This window comes from Serratia sp. FGI94 (assembly GCF_000330865.1).
Classification (GTDB): domain Bacteria; phylum Pseudomonadota; class Gammaproteobacteria; order Enterobacterales; family Enterobacteriaceae; genus Serratia_B; species Serratia_B rubidaea.
Genome location: NC_020064.1, coordinates 3,006,186 through 3,024,386, shown reverse-complemented (window position 1 = coordinate 3,024,386; position 18,201 = coordinate 3,006,186). Strand labels below are relative to the sequence as shown.

19 protein-coding genes are annotated in these 18,201 nt (G+C 56.8%); 10 read left to right on the top strand and 9 right to left on the bottom strand.

Annotated features, from left to right (window positions below):
• Positions 1-76: 76 nt before the first annotated feature.
• Positions 77-1,159: an endonuclease/exonuclease/phosphatase family protein gene (locus D781_RS13760; RefSeq protein ID WP_015672945.1), complete on the top strand. Its 1,083-nt coding sequence runs from the start codon at positions 77-79 to the stop codon at positions 1,157-1,159.
• A gap of 33 nt (positions 1,160-1,192) precedes the next feature.
• Here D781_RS13760 and D781_RS13755 read toward each other — a convergent pair whose 3' ends face one another.
• Together D781_RS13755 and D781_RS13750 are read right to left on the bottom strand one after the other, a co-directional pair.
• Positions 1,193-2,197: an NAD(P)H-quinone oxidoreductase gene (locus D781_RS13755; protein ID WP_015672944.1), complete on the bottom strand. Its 1,005-nt coding sequence runs from the start codon at positions 2,195-2,197 to the stop codon at positions 1,193-1,195.
• A gap of 164 nt (positions 2,198-2,361) precedes the next feature.
• On the bottom strand, positions 2,362-2,571 hold the full coding sequence (locus D781_RS13750) for a hypothetical protein (protein ID WP_015672943.1): 210 nt from the start codon (positions 2,569-2,571) through the stop codon (positions 2,362-2,364).
• Between the two features lie 810 nt (positions 2,572-3,381).
• Here D781_RS13750 and cspE point away from each other — a divergent pair.
• The gene (gene cspE, locus D781_RS13745; RefSeq protein ID WP_015672942.1) at positions 3,382-3,594 is read left to right on the top strand and encodes a transcription antiterminator/RNA stability regulator CspE; all 213 of its coding nucleotides are present in this window, start codon (positions 3,382-3,384) and stop codon (positions 3,592-3,594) included.
• A 174-nt stretch (positions 3,595-3,768) separates the two neighbouring features.
• Here cspE and D781_RS13740 read toward each other — a convergent pair whose 3' ends face one another.
• Positions 3,769-4,200, bottom strand: a complete 432-nt coding sequence (locus D781_RS13740) for a hypothetical protein (protein ID WP_015672941.1) — start codon at positions 4,198-4,200, stop codon at positions 3,769-3,771.
• A gap of 201 nt (positions 4,201-4,401) precedes the next feature.
• Positions 4,402-5,040, bottom strand: coding sequence for a hypothetical protein (locus D781_RS13730; protein ID WP_015672940.1), 639 nt, complete (start codon positions 5,038-5,040; stop codon positions 4,402-4,404).
• A gap of 456 nt (positions 5,041-5,496) precedes the next feature.
• On the opposite strand from D781_RS13730, the gene D781_RS23705 reads away from it, so the two are divergent.
• Both D781_RS23705 and dsrB read left to right on the top strand, forming a co-directional pair.
• The gene (locus D781_RS23705) at positions 5,497-5,802 is read left to right on the top strand and encodes a hypothetical protein (protein ID WP_124014451.1); all 306 of its coding nucleotides are present in this window, start codon (positions 5,497-5,499) and stop codon (positions 5,800-5,802) included.
• A gap of 120 nt (positions 5,803-5,922) precedes the next feature.
• Positions 5,923-6,123: a protein DsrB gene (gene dsrB, locus D781_RS13725; protein WP_041412152.1), complete on the top strand. Its 201-nt coding sequence runs from the start codon at positions 5,923-5,925 to the stop codon at positions 6,121-6,123.
• Positions 6,124-6,346: 223 nt separating this feature from the next.
• Here dsrB and rcsA read toward each other — a convergent pair whose 3' ends face one another.
• Positions 6,347-6,979, bottom strand: coding sequence for a transcriptional regulator RcsA (gene rcsA / locus D781_RS13720; protein ID WP_015672938.1), 633 nt, complete (start codon positions 6,977-6,979; stop codon positions 6,347-6,349).
• Positions 6,980-7,694: 715 nt separating this feature from the next.
• Here rcsA and D781_RS13715 point away from each other — a divergent pair.
• Positions 7,695-8,432 (top strand): GNAT family protein, encoded by a 738-nt coding sequence (locus tag D781_RS13715; RefSeq protein WP_015672937.1) that lies wholly within the window; start codon positions 7,695-7,697, stop codon positions 8,430-8,432.
• On the opposite strand, the gene D781_RS13710 is transcribed toward D781_RS13715, so the two are convergent.
• Complete coding sequence (locus D781_RS13710; protein WP_015672936.1) at positions 8,419-9,834, bottom strand: pyridoxal-dependent decarboxylase; 1,416 nt, start codon at positions 9,832-9,834, stop codon at positions 8,419-8,421. The genes D781_RS13715 and D781_RS13710 overlap by 14 nt on opposite strands.
• 103 nt (positions 9,835-9,937) lie before the next feature.
• Here D781_RS13710 and D781_RS13705 point away from each other — a divergent pair, with 103 nt between their 5' ends.
• Together D781_RS13705 and mgtA are read left to right on the top strand one after the other, a co-directional pair.
• On the top strand, positions 9,938-10,804 hold the full coding sequence (locus D781_RS13705; protein ID WP_015672935.1) for a LysR substrate-binding domain-containing protein: 867 nt from the start codon (positions 9,938-9,940) through the stop codon (positions 10,802-10,804).
• Positions 10,805-11,418: 614 nt separating this feature from the next.
• Positions 11,419-14,118: a magnesium-translocating P-type ATPase gene (gene mgtA / locus D781_RS13700; protein WP_015672934.1), complete on the top strand. Its 2,700-nt coding sequence runs from the start codon at positions 11,419-11,421 to the stop codon at positions 14,116-14,118.
• 14 nt (positions 14,119-14,132) lie between these two features.
• Here the strand turns inward: mgtA and D781_RS13695 are convergent, their stop codons facing one another.
• The 3 genes from D781_RS13695 to D781_RS13685 form a co-directional block, all read right to left on the bottom strand.
• Positions 14,133-14,906, bottom strand: coding sequence for a DUF3307 domain-containing protein (locus D781_RS13695; RefSeq protein WP_015672933.1), 774 nt, complete (start codon positions 14,904-14,906; stop codon positions 14,133-14,135).
• 2 nt (positions 14,907-14,908) lie between these two features.
• Positions 14,909-15,508: a hypothetical protein gene (locus tag D781_RS13690; RefSeq protein WP_015672932.1), complete on the bottom strand. Its 600-nt coding sequence runs from the start codon at positions 15,506-15,508 to the stop codon at positions 14,909-14,911.
• Between the two features lie 154 nt (positions 15,509-15,662).
• On the bottom strand, positions 15,663-15,842 hold the full coding sequence (locus tag D781_RS13685) for a hypothetical protein (RefSeq protein WP_015672931.1): 180 nt from the start codon (positions 15,840-15,842) through the stop codon (positions 15,663-15,665).
• A 200-nt stretch (positions 15,843-16,042) separates the two neighbouring features.
• Between D781_RS13685 and D781_RS13680 the strand changes: the two genes are divergently transcribed.
• The 3 genes from D781_RS13680 to arsC all read left to right on the top strand — a co-directional run bounded on the left by D781_RS13680 (position 16,043) and on the right by arsC (position 18,172).
• Positions 16,043-16,378: a metalloregulator ArsR/SmtB family transcription factor gene (locus D781_RS13680; protein ID WP_015672930.1), complete on the top strand. Its 336-nt coding sequence runs from the start codon at positions 16,043-16,045 to the stop codon at positions 16,376-16,378.
• A 63-nt stretch (positions 16,379-16,441) separates the two neighbouring features.
• Positions 16,442-17,731, top strand: coding sequence for an arsenic transporter (locus D781_RS13675; protein ID WP_015672929.1), 1,290 nt, complete (start codon positions 16,442-16,444; stop codon positions 17,729-17,731).
• A 15-nt stretch (positions 17,732-17,746) separates the two neighbouring features.
• Positions 17,747-18,172, top strand: coding sequence for a glutaredoxin-dependent arsenate reductase (gene arsC, locus D781_RS13670; protein ID WP_015672928.1), 426 nt, complete (start codon positions 17,747-17,749; stop codon positions 18,170-18,172).
• The last annotated feature ends 29 nt before the right edge of the window (positions 18,173-18,201 follow it).

Sequence of the window (18,201 nt, the reverse complement as noted above, 5' to 3'; positions counted from 1 at the left end):
TTTGGCTGCCGCGCGAATGTGCGCGGCTGGCCGGCGCGTAACTCCGCCGGTGATTAACCAATAAGAGGAACGTTGCGTGACAGGGATTATCTCAATACTGACGTGTTTACTGGCGTTGGTGACAATTGCGCCGATTTCAACGCATCCGGCCTGGTGGATCCGCGTATGGGATTTTCCCCGCCTGCAGATACTGGCGCTGGCGTTATTGACGCTGGTACTGAATGTGGCGATGTTGCCCTGGTCATCGCCATGGGTCTGGGGGCTGGCGGCGGTCAACCTGGCCTGTGTGATTTATCAGGCGCGCTGGATTTATCCCTATACGGCGCTGAGCAAGCCGCAGGTGCTGGATTTTACCGGCTATGATAAAAAACCGCGGCTGCGCATTCTGGTGGCTAATGTGCTGACGCCGAACCGCCATGCGGAAAAACTGTTGGCGCTGGTGGCGGCGGAGCGGCCGGACGTGCTGGTGGCGGTGGAAACCGACGGTTGGTGGGAACAGCAGCTGACGCCGCTGGAGCAGGATTATCCCTACACGCTGAAATGTCCGCAGGACAACCTGTACGGCATGCACGTTTATTCACGCCTGCCGCTTGGCGACGCGGAGATCCAGTACCTGGTGGATAAGGAGATCCCGTCGATGCATATGCTGGTGCAGCTGGAGAACGGGCCACAGGTGCGTCTGCATTGCGTGCACCCGATGCCGCCCAGCCCGACGGAGAATGATGAATCGGAAGATCGCGATGCGGAGTTGGTGCTGGTGGGGAAAAGCGTGGTGGATGCGCAAACGCCGGTCATTGTCACCGGCGATCTGAACGATGTCGCCTGGTCTACCACCACGCGCCTGTTCCTGAAAATCAGCGGGCTGCTCGATCCGCGTCGCGGTCGCGGCATGTACAGCACCTTCCATGCCGGCTATCTGTTCTTACGCTGGCCGCTGGATCACGTGTTCCACAGCGATGATTTTGTGCTGGGCAGCCTGCGTCGTTTACCCGACATCGGCTCTGACCACTTCCCGATCATGGCCGAGCTGGTGTACTCGCCGAAGAAAGGCGCGCAGCAGGAGAGCCTGCAGCGGGAGAGCGAGGATGAGGCGCTGGCCGAGGAGAAACTGGCCAGTACCGACGCCACGCCGGCGGACGTTCATGCCCCCGGCGCCTGATCCGTTGACCCCGCCGCCCGGCGGGGTCAGCGCTTACAGGGTCAGCATAATTTTGCCGATATGCACGCTGGACTCCATCAGACGGTGCGCGTCCGCCGCCTGCTCCAGCGGGAAGGTCTGAAAGATGTGCGGTTTGACCGCGCCGCGTTCCAGCAGCGGCCAGACTTTTTGCCGCAGATCGGCGGCGATTTGCGCTTTATCCTGCACGCTGCGCGCGCGCAGGGTAGAGCCGGTATGGGTCAGGCGTTTCAGCAGCAGCGGCATCAGGTTAAGCTCCTTCACCACGCCGTTCTGCGTGCCGATTTGCACGATGCGCCCGTCCATCGCCGCCGCCTGATAGTTTTTCGCCACGTACTCCCCGGCGATCAGATCAACAATCACGTTGGCGCCCTTGCCGTTAGTGGCTTTCATCGTCTGTTCGACAAAGTCTTCCGTGCGGTAGTTGATGGCCACATCGGCGCCGAGCGCCAGGCTGGCGGCGCGTTTTTCTTCAGAGCCGACGGTGGTGATCACATGGGCGCAAAATGCCTTGGCCAGCAGGGTGGCGACCGTGCCGATCCCGGAGGTGCCGCCGTGGATCAGCACGGTTTCGCCGGCCTGCAGGTGGCCGCGCTGGAAGACGTTCACCCAGACGGTGAAAAAGGTCTCCGGAATGGCGGCGGCCTCCGTCATGCTCAAGCCTGCGGGAACCGGCAGCGCGTTGCTTTCATGCACCCGGCAGTATTCGGCGTAGCCGCCGCCGGCGATCAGGGCGCAGACGCTGTCGCCGATGCGATAGTGCTGGACGCCTTCGCCGACGGCGACCACTTCCCCGGCGATCTCCAGCCCCGGGATATCGGATGCGCCCGGCGGCGGCGCATAGTGTCCACGCCGCTGCAGCACGTCCGGACGATTGACCCCGGCGGCGGCGACCTTGACCAAAATTTCTCCCGGCTCTGGCTTCGGCAGCGGGCGCATGGCCGGCTGCAGCATTTCCGGGCCGCCGGCGGCGGCAATCTCAATAACGCGCATCTGTTCGGGCAGGCATGTGGCGGTCATGCGGTTCTCCTTATGCAATGAGGCGATGCTACATCTCAGTGTAGATAAATAAGCGTTGCGGGACAGTATACGGAGAATGTTACAGCAAGCCGGAACGGCGGATGTAGAAGAAAGGGCGGTTGACGCTCAGGAAGGCGTAAAGCGCCGCCGGAAGCGGCGTAGGATTAATCATTAGGAGGAATGCGAAATCCTTTTAATGAAACAATGAAGTGTTCTTTTCCCTTGGTGATTTTGGCGCCGCGATCGCACCATAACGTGGCGAGCTGAAAGAAATCATCGCTGCCGATATCGTACGCCAGCTCAATCTTTTTCGCCGTGCCGGAACGGATAAGCGTTTCCGCCTGCTGATGGTTAACTGCTTTTATAGTAGCCATAGACGATCCCTGGAATAAACCGATAAGGATAGGGCGTCGATTATCATATGGCTTTATTGTGACGTTAGTGTGACGTTAATGTTACTTGCTGGCGGGAGGCAAGCCGGGGTGTTTCCCCGGCAAGGGAAGGGTTTAGCGGTCGTTTGGGCGCACCAAACTGCTTTTTCTGACGCCTTTGAAGTGTTTATACATCGCAAAACCTGCGATACCAGCCAAACCGGCCAAAAGTAATAAGTATTCAGTCGCCATAACGTGACCTCGATAAAGTGCCCTGGAAGGGGCATAGTTGTGACGGAAATCACACCGAGCAGCAATGAGAAGATTCCTGAAGCGCGACGCCGAGATGCAGGCATAAAAAAAGCGCCTATAGGGAGGCGCATAAAAATTTACAACACAGCTTGTAGTGTTCATCACCAGGAGGAGTGGTGAACTTGGCATTATTTTATGGTCTGGCGCAGCAAGACGATATAGGGATAACTCCGAAAGCCGTTGTGGCAAAGAGATGGCTGAAAACAACGCCTTGTGCGCTAAAAACGCGCACAGGGCGTAAAAACTGAACGAATGACTGACTTTAACACCGCCGATGACGAAAAGAGTTGCTATTAAACACCCATCGTGCGTTAATGCAGTCGGCCTGTTGGTACAGACCTATTTATGCACGACATTTTGAGTAAAGTAGTTCAAATCTAGAGCGTTATCCCTGATAGCCTTCTTTGACGAATTTCCTTTCCGGTGCCTCCATAAGTAACTGATAACCGGCTATTTAACGCTGCCGATGGCGGCTAACATATTTTATTAAAGGAAATCGACATGTCCAACATGATCAAAGGTCAAGTGAAGTGGTTCAACGAGTCTAAAGGTTTTGGTTTCATCACTCCTGCAGACGGCAGCAAAGACGTGTTCGTACACTTCTCTGCAATCCAGGGTAACGGCTTCAAAACTCTGGCTGAAGGCCAGGACGTTCAGTTCTCTATCGAGAACGGCGCTAAAGGTCCATCTGCGGCTAACGTTACCGCTATCTAATCGGCTCTTCGCTGATTAACTAAAAACCCGCCAAGGCGGGTTTTTTTGTGCCTGGCGAAAAAATTTCTGTCGGATGATGAGCACCTCACTGTTGGTGCCTGGTATAACCGATTGGTCGCCTGCAGCCCAAACCCGTAAACTCCGGAAGGCGAACCAAACCCTGTTTCAGCGCGGTTACTCGGTATACTCACTGCGATAAATTTCGACGCTCACTAAATTTAATTCCGTTGACTGATAAAAAGATACCACATCTTTGCTTTGCGCCGAGCGCCAGCATTCAGCTTCAGTTTGGCACTGTTGCTGTGGTTGATAACCTTTAGAAACCAGGTAATCACGAATTTTGCCGGTATCCGTTGTGCCGTTGAACTGTATGCCGAATACCAACGCCTGCGGACCACTGATGTTGCTATAATTAAATTCATAATTATTTGAAATTCTTGGCATGTTTTTCAGTAGTTCGGGGGTGTAATATTCATACTCCCGCGTATCTTGTTCGGTATAGTGGGCGCTGCCGGCAAACTCCATCTTCACGTATGGCAGGGCCGCAGTCAGTACAATCCCGGCGGCGACTATCACGCCCAACGCGACAGTGACACTTTTTCTCACAGACCACTCCTGTGCTCCCCCCGAACCCATCCGATAGCCAGGCTGACCAAAAAGCCCATGAGGAAGATCCCAACTGCAGCGCCTATTGATTGCCACCATTCATCAAACCAGAACAGTGCAACAAACGCGGCTATCGAGAATAGGCCCAAGACAACCGACTCGACTAAATCAGCGGTTTGACGTCCCACGAATTTGACGAATTTAGCGAGAAAGGATTTTATCGAGTTCATTATCAACACCTGCGCAAAACTGCTGTGATGGGCTGCTTATGTAAATTAGGTATGGTTCGAGGAAGTCCTCGACAAGAAAATAGGCCATATCAAGGTTCATTCCCCGTACTTTGTAATAGAGCCACGGATATTTCACTTGCATCCTACGTGATGCTAGAGCGGATTGCTCGATCATCCCTTGGAACATGACAATGTTCAGTGATACCGTGGTGCTGTATGAGATGAACCGCTTGTAAATCATCCCGTAGCTGGCCTTGCGGATAAGGGTTGATGCTATTTTATTGGCGACGTAAAACTGTGCTAGGCTGCGCCCAACTAGCTTCCCCTCAACGCGGTTTAGTTTGCCGTTGACCGCTTTTTTGCCGTTGTCATTCAGCTTGGTGTAAAACTCAGTGATGACAATCATCACCAGTTTTCTGATCGGCTCTTCTTTGTTTACTGCAGAACGAATCAGGGCGATAAATCGCTCTGTTTCTTTGCTGTTCCGCGCTTTAAGGTCACTGCCAGCAGCGCCAGAACCTTCCCATGTACGGCGGACACTATACCCAAATGTTACTGGTATAGATGCAATCCCTTCAGCGATCCCCTGTGCAACTTGCCTTGCGTCCATATCTCTTCCTTAAGTTAAATCAACCTAATTCAATCTAAGCGAAGGATAACCGGTGGCGGCGGCGTATATCAATTCTTGTTGTTTCCACTTCGTGATGCGTGGCGCAAAGATCCATCCCGTTGCACTTTTGCAAAACTTCCGGCGCTGCCCAAAACACCCGTCAAGCTTCGCCACACCTGATATCAAGGTACTGTTCGCTTATTGCCGGAAAGGTGTTAGCTCATCTGCAGAACCTCACGGAATACAAAATAGGTCATTTCATATTATAAAGTTAACATTTTTACCAAGCTTTTCGTGTCGATCTGCTTTTGCAAACCGTTGAAAAACGTTGCAACGGCCTATCTTTCGCAGAAGCCCAACCATGGCGTGGGCTGAGGGTGGCAATTACGGAAAAGATCCTTTGCAAAAATTTTATAAAGTAAATCGTGCAGACGGGGGCTGTGTAGAGCGGTTTCCGTGGCGTATGGCTCCGTGCCCTGGCTGTTCTGCGTGGCGTGGCGTGGCGTGGCGTGGCGTGGCGTGGCGTGGCGTGGTGTTGCGTTCGTTGATGAGGTGATGCCGGGCACTCATTTGAAGAAAACGCAGGATGAAAATAACATGCTGATTATTATTAATTTACTTTATGTACTTAATGTCTTTTTGCGCCTGAAGATAAAAAAAGCCCGCCGGTGCCGGCGGGCAAAAGTTCCTTGTTACTTCTTCATTTGCAGGCACCTCTCTGGGGGGAGATACCGGGATACAGACTACCCGCCAGCGGCGTAAGATTCTGCTGGCAGAGTGTTAAGAATGCGAAAAAGCGCGGCGGCAGATAAAATGGCGGCCGGATGCCCGGCATCGCGTACGCTGTTATACACTGAGAGCAACAAACGAGGAGAGGCAATGATGAAAGTCAACGATACGGTAACGGTGAAGACCGACGGCGGTCCGCGGCGCGAGGGCACCATTCTGGCGGTGGAGGTGTTTAATGAGGGCACGATGTATCTGGTAGCCCTGGAGGATTACCCGGCCGGCGTATGGTTCTTCAATGAGATAGACAGCCGCGACGGCACCTTTGTCGAGCCGCACAATGCGCAGAAAGATTAGCTGAGCTGACCAGTTGCCGCGTTAAAAATGGATTCGGCCGGTTATTTTCACCTTGCGTAATGATAACGTCATACCCGTATGCTGGGAATAAATATGAATAACCCGCTGCGGCAAAAATGTCGCAGTCAGGTGCTTCATGTTTAATGACAAAATACGTGGTTATACGCGATTTTGTGGTTATTCGAGCCAGTGATGACCGATTGTTTCGGCGATATTCCCGTCCTTAACGACTATTGACAAATATTCCGCTGGTCAGCGTATCGGTTAGCCGCACCACGTGATAGATGATTTGCTTATTATGCGTTTTAATCTTGCGTTTGATATTCCCTTTATGGGAGGAGACTGTCTTTGCCTTAATTTGCATCTGGTCGGAGATCTGGATGGTGCCCTGTCCGGACATCCACATACGTAACATATTCGATTCGGTTTGGCTTAGCGTGACCGGCGTTTGGTCCAGAGTGGTCTTCTCTGAGCGGGTGGCCGGCTTGCGTTCCAGGTAGTGGCTCAGCAGCTGATTCATCGTCTCCGGCTTGATGGACTTCGACGAGATGATGACATTTTTACGCACATATAAGTAGTCGTCAAAATGCACATTGGTGATGGCCATAAAGATGAAGAACAGCGTATCCGGATGCAGTGAGATCACCCGTTTAATGCGTTCCGTGGCGTTGCTTTCATGGATGAAGCAGTCTTCGTTAATAAATACCAGACTGGGTTTCAAACGCGTACACTTTTCGTGCAGATTATCAATGTCTGTCGCGGCGTTTATTTGCCGTTTTTTCACACCGTTCGATGTCAGGTAATCCGTTAGACCCAATCGCGTATAGCTGCATGAGTCCATGATGATCGTTGGCATATTGCACCCCCACTTAAATCCGTTTTACCGCGGTAATAATGAGAAAAAGCCTGAAAGCCAAAAGGCAAAAAAATCAAAATATCACTAATTAAGAATGTTCTACCAATAAACGCGAAGCGGCTCAACGATATTTTATGACTAACCTTAGCAAACCGATGGATTCATAAGTTTGACTTAAGTTAGCATAACGCTTTGTCAGCGTCGCCAGATCACAACATTCGTCCTGTCGCCTAAGACGGCTAAGCGCCGCTCGCCTGTTCATCGAGTCTGTTTATCATGTCACGATTTTAAATTTCACATTGCTAGGAAAATTCTTAAAAAAAATTCATGTGTTGTTTTTTTGATTGCTATCGGTCTGTTTTTTGTACGCATTTTTTCTTGCTGAGCGTCGTTGATAGCAGAAAATTCCTATAATTCACTGAGTTAGAGTGTCGTCTCATTTTATTGAGAATGGTAATCTTTTCATTTTGTATCATCATAGACCTTCGGTTGTCACATTTCTTTAATATTTCTAGTCTATTTTTCATCCGGCAAAACAATGTAGAACAAAGAATTAGCGTTTTGTTGATGATTCGTTGATGAAAATGTGACAGGGGAGTGAGTACCTATTGGTTTTGCTGAACTATTGTCGTCGACATTTTCTGCCCGGTGCTTGCGCCCGCTAGGCGTTCCGCTTAATTTGCTTGGGCTAACCCATTCCATGAAGAGGTCGATGGTGAGGAATAATCAGTTTGGTCAATGCATCGGCGATGCGCTACCAGAGTGGCAGCCCGCAGGAGAGCCGGGGCTACAGACGCTGTGCGGGCGCTTTTGTCGCCTGGAGCCGCTGGATATTCAGCGTGATGCCGCAGCGCTGTTTCACGCCTACCAGCTGGCCGAGGATGACCGCGACTGGACGTATCTTTCGCATGAGCGGCCGCAAACGTTGGATGAATTTACGCATTACCTGCAAACTCAGGGGCGGACCGGCGACAGAAAAACCATGACGGTGTTCGACCAGCGCAGCGGCAGGGCGATCGGCAACTGCGCTTTCTTGCGCATTGACCGGACCAACGGCGTCGTGGAACTGGGCATGATCAACTGGTCGCCGCTGATGCAGCGTCAGGTGAGCGGCAGTGAGGCCATCTTTCTGATGTTGCGCCATGTTTTCGACGATCTCGGCTATCGCCGCTGCGAGTGGAAATGCGACCAGCTTAACGCGCCGTCGCGTGCGGCGGCGCTGCGCTTTGGCTTCAGTTTTGAAGGCACCTTCCGTCAGGCGGTGGTGGTCAAGGGGCGCTCCCGCGATACCGACTGGCTGTCAATGCTGGACAGCGAATGGCCGCAGCGCCGCGCCGCCTTCAGCCGCTGGCTCGCCGTCGACAACATGGACGACGACGGCCGGCAAACTCAGCGGCTGCAGGCGTTTGCCGCCTGGCACACCGGCGCCCCCAGGGCGGTCATGCCGCTGTAAAGCGGCACGTCCGTAACGCCTCCAGCGCCAGCGCGATATCTTTCTCTTCCGTCATCCAGTTCACCAGTGCGGCGCGGATCGCCGGCTGGTCGCGATAGCGGGTGGCGGTGCAGCGAATCGCGCCGTGCTGGTTCAGACGCTCCAGGAAGTTGTCGCGCGCCGCCTCGGCGTCGCCGGCAACCTCCGTCAAGGCAAAGCACACCACGTTAAGATTGACCGGCGCCAACAGCTGGAAACCCCGGCAGGCCGCCAGACCCTCGCCGAGCCGTTTTGCCAATTGGACGTTGCGTTCGACCATATCGCGTACGCCGCTGCGGCCGTAGGCGACCAGTGACATCCACAGCGGCAGCGCGCGGAAGCGACGCGAGTTCTCCGGCGTCAGATGCAGATAATTATCCGGGCGCAGATCCGGCGCTTCCAGATAGGCCGACTGATTCTGAAACACCTGCATCTGCAACGCCAGGTGGCGGGTAAACTGGATGGCGCTGTCATAGGGCACATTTAACCACTTATGCGCATCGACGGTGATGGAGTCCGCCTGCTGCCAGCCTTCCAGCAGCGGGGCGTAGGCCGGGGAACTGGCGGCGATGCCGCCAAACGCCGCATCGACATGCAGCCAGAACTCGTAGCGCTCGCGCAGCGCCAGCAGCCGCGGGATATTGTCGAACGCCACGGTATTCACCGTGCCGGCGCTGGCCAGCACCAGGGTTGGCGTCGTCGGGTGCGCGGCCAAATGACGTTCCAGCGCATCCGGGTCAATGGCTTCCGAATCCGGCAGGGTAGCAATAAGCTGCAGCGCGTCGCGGCCGATGCCCAGCATGCTGAGCGCTTTTTCGCTGCTGGAGTGGGGGCTGGCGGCCAACACCTGCACCTTGCCCAGCGCCGCCATGCCTTGCTGGGCGACATTGACCCCGCACCGTTCCCCTAGCCACTGGCGGCCAATCGCCAGCCCGCAGAAGTTGGCCATCGTCGCGCCGCTGACCAGGGTGCCGCTGAAGTCCGCTGGCAGGCCGAGCAGGCTTTTCAACTGCTCAATCGCCGCTAGCTCAATGGCGGCGGCGACGGTGTCATGGCTGAGCTGGCTGTTTTGGTCGATGGCGCTGACCAGCCAGTCGGCGGCCAGCGCGGCGGGCGTGACGCCGCCGGTGACAAAGCCGAAATAGCGTGGGCCGGCGCTGGCGGAAATCCCGTCGGCGTAGCGTTGCCAGAAGTAGTCCAGCGCGGCCTGCGCGCCCACCCCCTCGTCAGACAGGCGATCGTCGCCTGGCTTGAGCTGTTGGGCCGCAAGCGGCGGACAGACCGGGCGTTCATGCAGCCCGGCCAGGAAGGTGGCGGCCAGTTGACGGACCTGGTCAAGAATTTGTGGGAATTGGCGTAAATCCTGCTGCAAAGATGGGTGCATCGTTGGCTCCGGTCATAGCGTGGTGTAGTAAGCGTAGAGTAAACGGCTTGCCAGTCGGGGAAAATCGAGAAAAAATGGCACTTTTGGATAGCAAGGCTAACCAGTGAAACTTGAACGTCTGCCTCTGCAGTTTCTGCCAACCTTTATTATCGCCGCGCGGTTAGAAAACTTGCGTGCTGCGGCGCAGCAGGTGCATTTGACGCACGGGGCCGTCAGCCAGCAGATTCGGCAGCTGGAGCAGGCCCTGGGATACCGGCTGTTTGAACGTCGCGGCCGCGGCGTGCGTTTAAACGGCGCCGGCCGCGAGCTGCTGGCGGCCGCGGAGCCGGCGCTGCAGGCGCTGGAGCAGGGCGTTCTGCGCGCGCGCGCCGTCGACGCCGGGCAGGGGCTGCGCATCAGCGTATTGCCGTCCTTTGCCCACTATTGGCTGTTGCCGCGTCTGCCCGCGTTCCAGGCGGCGCATCCGGATATCGTTTTGGATATTGATGCTTCTCTGGCGGTGCAGGATCTGGCGCACCACGGGTTCGACGCGGCGATCCGCATCGGCGCCGGCGAGTGGCGCGGCGTGCAGGCGCAACGGATTGCCGACGGTGAAGTGATTCCGGTCGCGACGCCCGAGCTGGCGCAGCGCTGGCAAACGGCGCTGTTGCAGGGAGATGAGGCGTTGCCGCTGCTGGAACATGACGTTACGCCGTGGCGCACCTGGTTCCGGGCGCGGGGCATGGCGGAGTGCGGGAGACCGTTAGCGCTGTTCAACGATGCGGGGCTGCTGCTGCGCGCCGCCGAGCAGGGCTTTGGCATTGCGCTGGTGAAGAGCCTGCTGGTCAGGGATATGCTGGCCGCCGGCAGGCTGGTGGCGCTGGCCGATGCCTGGCGGCCGGAAGGCATTGATTACTACCTGGTCTGGCCGCAGGCCAATGATAACCCGGCGGTGCAGCGCTTGCTGGCCTGGCTGCAGCAACAGCTGTGACGCGCCGCTTGCGGCTAATTGTTGGCGGCGATTATTATTTTGCCGTCAGGTTGACGCTTCGTTTAATAAAACCTGCTTTACTTCATAACCCTGCATTATTATACTTCGCACAAAATCTATCAGGAGAAATTAATTGGACAGTTTTAGTTGCGATAAATTAAATACGGCAGGCTGACCTATCTTCTTCTGATTTGTTGCTTGCCGCTTTTGGCGGGCAGCACCTTCCCAGTTATTTCTGTGTTGTGCATCCCGAATAATAACGCTGTCTCCACCGCCTGCGCGTCGTGGAGGATTGAATTCGGATAGCGATATGACACTTTTCCGCTTTAGCCTGTTCCCTCCAGGCCTCCCTTCGCACTTGCGCTGAGCCAGGCTCGGCGTGCGTTCGGCCATGCTCTGCGCAGCCTGGTCGACTGATTCTGATCAACGTGCTTCACCCGCTGGGTGATAAGGAGGCGTCATGGACGATCATCCCGGATTTTTATGGTCTGCGTTACCTGCGGAATAATCTTTCCTGCCGGTAAATATAATTAAATAAATTCTTTCTGCGCGACGCCAATATTTTCCTGGCGGGGGCACCCTTGCGCGCAGAATAAAAATAAGAGCATAGCGTTATGACTTTCTTCAACCATAAAACTCATCGCCATTCGCAGGGCCATGAGTCGTATGCCATCGCGCAAGAGGCAAAAAACAGCATTGACCAGACGCTGGCGCAGCTTAACTGCAACCGTCTGGGTCTGACGCAGGACGACGCGCAGGAGCGGCTCGCCTACTACGGTGCGAACCAGGTCGCCCATGAGAAAGCCCCCCATGCGTTGCTGCAGCTGCTCGGCGCCTTCAACAATCCGTTTATTTTCGTGCTGATGGTGCTGGCGGCGATCGGTTTCTTTACCGACTACTGGCTGCCGGCGCAGCGCGGTGAAGAAACCGATCTCACCGGCGTTATCATTATTTTGATCATGGTGACGCTGAGCGGACTGCTGCGCTTTTGGCAGGAATACCGCACTAATAAAGCAGCGGAAGCGCTGAAAAGCATGGTGCGCACCACCGCGACGGTGCTGCGCCGCAGCAGCTTCAGCACGCAGCCGCTGGTGGTGGAGATCCCGCTGCGCGAGCTGGTGCCGGGGGATATCATTCAGCTGTCGGCCGGCGATATGGTGCCGGCGGACGTGCGGCTGCTCAGCTCGCGCGATCTGTTTATCAGCCAGGCGATTCTGACCGGGGAAGCGATCCCGATTGAAAAATATGACACGCTAGGCAGCGTCAGCCAGAAATCCTGCGACGCGGCAGCCGCCAGCGAAAGCCAACTGCTTGAACTGAGCAATATTTGCCTGATGGGCACCAACGTCGCCAGCGGCACCGCCAGTGCGGTGGTGGTGGCCACCGGTGGCCAGACCTATTTCGGTTCGCTGGCGAAATCGATCGTCGGCAGCCGCGCGCAGACGGCGTTTGACCGCGGGGTGAACAGCGTCAGCGGGCTGTTGATCCGCTTTATGCTGGTGATGGTGCCGGTGGTGTTGTTGATTAACGGCTTTACCAAAGGCGACTGGGGCGAGGCGGCGCTGTTTGCGCTGGCGGTTGCCGTCGGCCTGACGCCGGAAATGTTGCCGATGATCGTCAGCTCCAACCTGGCGAAGGGCGCTATCGCCATGTCGCGGCGCAAAGTGGTGGTGAAGCGGCTGAACGCCATCCAGAACTTTGGCGCCATGGACGTGCTGTGCACCGATAAAACCGGCACCCTGACGCAGGATCGCATTATTCTGGAGCACCATCTGGACGCCGGCGGCGCGTCCGACCGTCAGGTGCTCTACCTGGCATGGCTGAACAGTTTTCACCAGAGCGGCATGAAGAACCTGATGGATCAGGCGATTGTCCGCTTCGGCCGCGGCAAACCGGGGATTGAAGCGCTGGGGCGTTACAGCAAAGTGGATGAACTGCCGTTTGATTTTATCCGCCGCCGCCTGTCGATCGTGGTGGAGGATGAACGGCAGCAACAGCTGCTGATCTGTAAAGGCGCGGTGGAGGAGATGCTGGCTATCGCCAGCCATGTGCAGGAGGGCGACAGCCGGGTGGCGCTGGATGAGGCGCGCCGCGCGGCGCTGCTGGCGCTGGCTAACCAATATAATGAGGACGGCTTCCGCGTGCTGCTGCTGGCGACGCGCGAACTGGGTGAGCAGGGCTGCGCGCTGCCGCTCAGCGTGGATGATGAACGCGACCTGGTGATCCGGGGGCTGCTGACCTTCCTCGATCCGCCGAAAGAGAGCGCGCTGGCGGCGATCGGCGCGCTGCAGGAGCACGGCGTGGCGGTGAAAGTGCTGACCGGCGACAACCCGGTGATCACCTGCAAAATCTGCCGCGATGTCGGGCTGGAGCCGGGCGTACCGCTGTCCGGGCCGCAAATCGAGCTGATGGACGATCGCCGGCTGGCGCAGGAGGTGGAACTGCGCACCGTGTTTACCAAGCTGACGCCGCTGCAAAAATCCCGCGTGTTGAAAACCCTGCAGGCCAATGGCCATACCGTGGGTTTTCTCGGCGACGGCATCAACGATGCGCCGGCGCTGCGTGATGCCGACGTGGGTATCTCGGTAGACAGCGGCACCGATATCGCCAAGGAGTCGGCGGACATCATCCTGTTGGAAAAAGATCTGATGGTGCTGGAAGAGGGGGTGATCAAAGGGCGCGAAACCTTCGGTAACATCATCAAGTACCTGAATATGACCGCCAGCTCTAACTTCGGCAACGTGTTCTCGGTGCTGGTCGCCAGCGCCTTTATCCCGTTCCTGCCGATGCTGGCGATTCACCTGCTGATTCAGAACCTGATGTATGACATTTCACAGCTGTCGCTGCCGTGGGACAAAATGGATAAGGAGTTCCTGCGTAAGCCGCGCAAATGGGATGCCAAAAATATCGGGCGCTTTATGATCTGGATTGGCCCGACGTCGTCGATTTTCGACATTACCACCTACGCGCTGATGTGGTTTGTGTTTGCCGCCAACAGCGTTGAGCACCAGGCGCTGTTCCAGTCGGGCTGGTTTATTGAAGGATTGCTGTCACAAACGCTGGTGGTGCATATGCTGCGTACCCAGAAGATCCCGTTTATCCAAAGCACGGCGGCGCTGCCGGTGCTGCTGATGACCGGGTTGGTGATGGCGGTTGGCATCTATATTCCGTTTTCACCGCTCGGCGCCTGGGTGGGGCTGCAGCCGCTGCCGTGGGAATACTTCCCGTGGCTGGCCGCGACGCTGGTCAGCTACTGCGTGGTTGCGCAGCTGATGAAGCGTTTTTATATCCGCCGCTTCGGCGCCTGGCTGTAAGCGACGGCGGCCGGTTACCATAGCCAGGTAATCAGCAGCCCCAGCATAATCGTCAGGGTGAAAGAAAACAGCGTACCGAGCATCACATACTCGGTACGCATTTTATCGTCGCTCTGGCGCAGGTCGCCAAAGCGGAAAATCGACTTGGCCGCCAGCAGAAAGCCGATGGCGGGAATATGCCCCAACAGCACAAAGGTCAGGATCAGCGTTCTTTCCAGGTAGCCGATCTGTTTGCCGGCGCGCAGCAGTGAATCGTTGTCCGCCTTGGCGTTCGGCGGCATCTGCGGCGTCCAGCTTGCCAGCAGTTGCCCAATCAGCAGGCCCATCGGCATATAGATCAGCCCGTACCCCAGCGCCGCCAGCCCGACGCGCCAGCCGTCGACACGCTGCCATAACGCCTCAAGCAGCACGCTAACCTGTGGCACAATGGCCAGCCACAGCAGCACCATCACCAGCAGATGCAGGCCCTGATCCAGCAGGAAACTGGCTGCCGGCTTCATCGGCGCCATCAGCGTCACCTTGGCTAAATCAATCAGATAGTGGCTGACGCCGACCGCCAGCAGCGTCAGCAGCACGTCCGCCGACGATAAGCCGCCGTGCAGCATGGCGAAGCCGGCGACGGCCCAGGCCGCCACGACGCCGTGCAGCAGGGCGTGCAGCAGTAAAAAACGCGAACGATGGCGGTGACGGGCCTTATCTTGCACCCAGGCGCGGGGCTGCAGCGGGAAATCCGCCAGCAGATGGAGCACCAGCAGCCAGATCAACAGCGGCGCATAGGTCAAATCCATACTTAAATGATCCTGTTAATTGCATCAATGAACCGGATAATTTCATCATAGGCCGCGCGCTTCAGCGTTGCGGAAACGGTTGATGCCGCCTTACGCACCGCGGCGGCCGCCTGCGCGTTGGTCGCCGCCAGCATGCGCGCCTGCACGACCTGCGCTTCTGCCTGCGACAAACGGCTAAGGTTATGATCTAGCATCGGCAGCAGATCGCTGACAATGGCATTGGCGCGTTCATTGTCAATTTTCAGAGCCAGCCTGCAATTTTTTGTCATCTGGTCCAGCGCGTTGCCGGAATTGAGGAAGGCGCTGCCGTAGCCGTCGCCCCGGCCCCGGCGTTTGCCCAGGCCGACGGCGATGCGCGCATCCCAGAGCGCGTCATCATGGTGCGCTTTTAAGGCGCAGCGCAGATAGACCGCCAGCCACAGGCCGTGCTCCGGCCGTCCCACGGCCTGAAACGCGTCGCCGCGGAAAATCTCAAACTGTGTCAGCAGGTTGGCCTGTTTAAGCGCCGTGAGTTCGGTGTGTAACTGTGCGAGGTAACGCGGGGTGTCTACGCGTCGTGAGTTGACGAGATCGCCGGTGATAACGCTGATTTGCGCTTTCATATAAGGCTGTCCAGAAAACGAACGGATCTTTAAATTCGCATCTGGAGGCGAATTTGTCAATTATTCGTACTCAGATACGAATTTTTGAGATATTCGTATCCTGAGGCGAATTTTTATATGCGAAATAAACGGGGAAATCCAGAAATACCAAGGCTCAGAAGCTTTTCATCATCACTTCACGCGGCTGTTCTGCGCCGTGCTTGAGCAGATAGTCGAATGACTTTTCCGTCTGCTTAAGCTGCTGCAGGAACGCCTGCGGCGAGAGATCGTGCTGTTTGCCGCTCATATAGGCTAATGCCAGTTCTTTGGCCTGATAACGTGAAAAATTGTACATGGCGCCCCCTTTGGCGATGTCGGATTGTCAGTGCGGCGATTGTAGAGCGCTGTCTGAAACATGAACAGCGGCTTTGCCGTATCGATTCGATAGCTGAAATTTTCACGCCGTACGGAAATATGTGAATTTCCATATATGTTCTTGACAGCGTTGCGTGCGGGCCTACTATTGGCCGGATGATGGAATAAGGAGCCTGCGCAATGATGCTGACGCCATTACAACTATTTAAAAACCTGTCGGACGAAACCCGGTTGATGCTGGTGCTGCTGTTACGCCAGAGCGAAGAGCTGTGCGTGTGTGAGCTGGCGGCGACTTTGACGCTGTCACAGCCCAAAATCTCCCGTCATCTGGCGATGCTGCGCGCAAGCGGCCTGCTGCTGGATCGTCGTGAAGGTAAGTGGATCTACTACCGGCTCTCGCCGCATATGCCGGCCTGGGCCGCCGGCATTATCGAGCAGGCCTACCTCAGCCAGCAGGCGGCGTTGAGCCGGCTGGTGAAACGCACCGGCGACGGCGGGCCGGCACGGTGCCGTTAAGGCAATGCATGTCATCTGACACATTCGAATTTTCGAATATGAAACGCAAAACAAGGAGCGAGTATGTGGCTGGCGGGCGCGATTTTTATCCTGACCATCGTATTGGTTATCTGGCAGCCGCGGGGGCTGGGCATCGGCTGGAGCGCCTCACTGGGCGCGCTGCTGGCGCTGCTGAGCGGGGTGGTGCAGCTCAGCGATATTCCGGCGGTGTGGCATGTCGTCTGGAACGCCACCGGCACCTTTATCGCGGTGATTATCATCAGCCTGCTGCTGGATGAGTCCGGCTTCTTTGAATGGGCGGCGCTGCACGTTGCGCGCTGGGGCAAGGGGCAGGGACGGCGGCTGTTCTGTTATATCGTGCTGCTGGGGGCGGCGGTGGCGGCGCTGTTCGCCAATGACGGCGCGGCGCTGATCCTGACGCCGATCGTGATCGCCATGCTGCTGGCGCTGGGCTTCAGCCCGGCGGCGACGCTGGCGTTTGTCATGGCCGCCGGCTTTATCGCCGATACCGCCAGCCTGCCGCTGGTGGTCTCCAACCTGGTGAACATCGTATCGGCGGACTTCTTTAAGCTGGGCTTTAATGACTATGCGGCGGTGATGGTACCGGTCAATATCGCCGCCATTATCGCCACGCTGGCGATGCTGCTGCTGTTTTTCCGCAAGGATATACCGGCCCGTTATGACGTGGCGTTGCTGAAGACGCCGCGTGACGCCATCCGCGATCTGTCAACCTTCCGCGCCGGCTGGGGCGTGCTGTTGCTGTTGCTGGTCGGCTTCTTTGTGCTGGAGCCGCTGGGCGTGCCGGTCAGTCTGGTGGCGGCGGTGAGCGCGCTGGTGCTGCTGTTGGTGGCGAAAGGCGGCCGGACGATCAATGTCGGCAAAGTGCTGCGCGGCGCACCGTGGCAGATTGTGATTTTCTCGCTGGGGATGTATCTGGTGGTATACGGCCTGCGCAACGCCGGGCTGACCGATCTGCTGTCGACGGTGCTGAACCGCCTGGCGGATCAAGGGCTGTGGGCGGCGACGCTGGGCACCGGTTTTATCACCGCGTTTCTGTCTTCGGTAATGAATAACCTGCCGACGGTGCTGATCGGCGCGCTGTCGATTGACGCCAGCAGCGCCGGCGGCGTGGTGAAAGAGGCGATGATCTACGCCAACGTGATCGGCAGCGATCTGGGGCCGAAAATCACGCCGATCGGCAGCCTGGCGACGCTGCTCTGGCTGCATGTGCTGGCGCGCAGGGATATCCGTATCACCTGGGGCTACTATTTCCGCGTCGGTATTGTGATGACGCTGCCGGTGCTGTTCGTGACGTTGGCCGCTCTGGCGCTGCGTCTGTCGTTGACGGCTTAACCTATGGGAATGCTAATGAAGACCATCACCATCTACCATAATCCGGCCTGCGGCACGTCGCGCAATACGCTGGCGCTGATCCGCAACAGCGGCGTCGAGCCGACGATCGTGTTGTATCTGGACACGCCGCCGAGCCGTGAAGAGCTGCGCCGGCTGATCGCTGAGATGGGCATCCCGGTGCGGGCGCTGCTGCGTAAAAACGTCGATCCGTATGCGCAGTTGCAGCTGGCGCAGACGCACTGGAGTGATGAGCAACTGATCGATCTCATGCTGCAACAGCCGATACTGATTAACCGGCCGATTGTGGTGACGCCGCTCGGCACCCGGCTGTGCCGGCCGTCGGAGGTAGTGCTGGATATTTTGCCGGACGCGCAGCAGGGGGCATTTACCAAGGAAGACGGTGAAAAGGTGGTTGATGAACACGGGCGACGGCTGCGTTAAGGCGGGACGGCAGAGCGGCAAGCCGCTCT

What these genes read in the sequence shown, in the direction of transcription:
- rcsA (WP_015672938.1), bottom strand. Translation starts at nt 6,979, where the DNA reads ATGCCAACGATCATCATGGACTCATGCAGCTATACGCGATTGGGTCTA.
- D781_RS13680 (WP_015672930.1), top strand. Translation starts at nt 16,043, where the DNA reads ATGATGCTGACGCCATTACAACTATTTAAAAACCTGTCGGACGAAACC.
- arsC (WP_015672928.1), top strand. Translation starts at nt 17,747, where the DNA reads ATGAAGACCATCACCATCTACCATAATCCGGCCTGCGGCACGTCGCGC.
- D781_RS13690 (WP_015672932.1), bottom strand. Translation starts at nt 15,508, where the DNA reads ATGAAAGCGCAAATCAGCGTTATCACCGGCGATCTCGTCAACTCACGA.
- D781_RS13730 (WP_015672940.1), bottom strand. Translation starts at nt 5,040, where the DNA reads ATGGACGCAAGGCAAGTTGCACAGGGGATCGCTGAAGGGATTGCATCT.
- D781_RS13755 (WP_015672944.1), bottom strand. Translation starts at nt 2,197, where the DNA reads ATGACCGCCACATGCCTGCCCGAACAGATGCGCGTTATTGAGATTGCC.
- D781_RS13695 (WP_015672933.1), bottom strand. Translation starts at nt 14,906, where the DNA reads ATGGATTTGACCTATGCGCCGCTGTTGATCTGGCTGCTGGTGCTCCAT.
- D781_RS13710 (WP_015672936.1), bottom strand. Translation starts at nt 9,834, where the DNA reads ATGCACCCATCTTTGCAGCAGGATTTACGCCAATTCCCACAAATTCTT.
- cspE (WP_015672942.1), top strand. Translation starts at nt 3,382, where the DNA reads ATGTCCAACATGATCAAAGGTCAAGTGAAGTGGTTCAACGAGTCTAAA.
- mgtA (WP_015672934.1), top strand. Translation starts at nt 11,419, where the DNA reads ATGACTTTCTTCAACCATAAAACTCATCGCCATTCGCAGGGCCATGAG.
- D781_RS13750 (WP_015672943.1), bottom strand. Translation starts at nt 2,571, where the DNA reads ATGGCTACTATAAAAGCAGTTAACCATCAGCAGGCGGAAACGCTTATC.
- D781_RS13675 (WP_015672929.1), top strand. Translation starts at nt 16,442, where the DNA reads ATGTGGCTGGCGGGCGCGATTTTTATCCTGACCATCGTATTGGTTATC.
- dsrB (WP_041412152.1), top strand. Translation starts at nt 5,923, where the DNA reads ATGAAAGTCAACGATACGGTAACGGTGAAGACCGACGGCGGTCCGCGG.
- D781_RS13685 (WP_015672931.1), bottom strand. Translation starts at nt 15,842, where the DNA reads ATGTACAATTTTTCACGTTATCAGGCCAAAGAACTGGCATTAGCCTAT.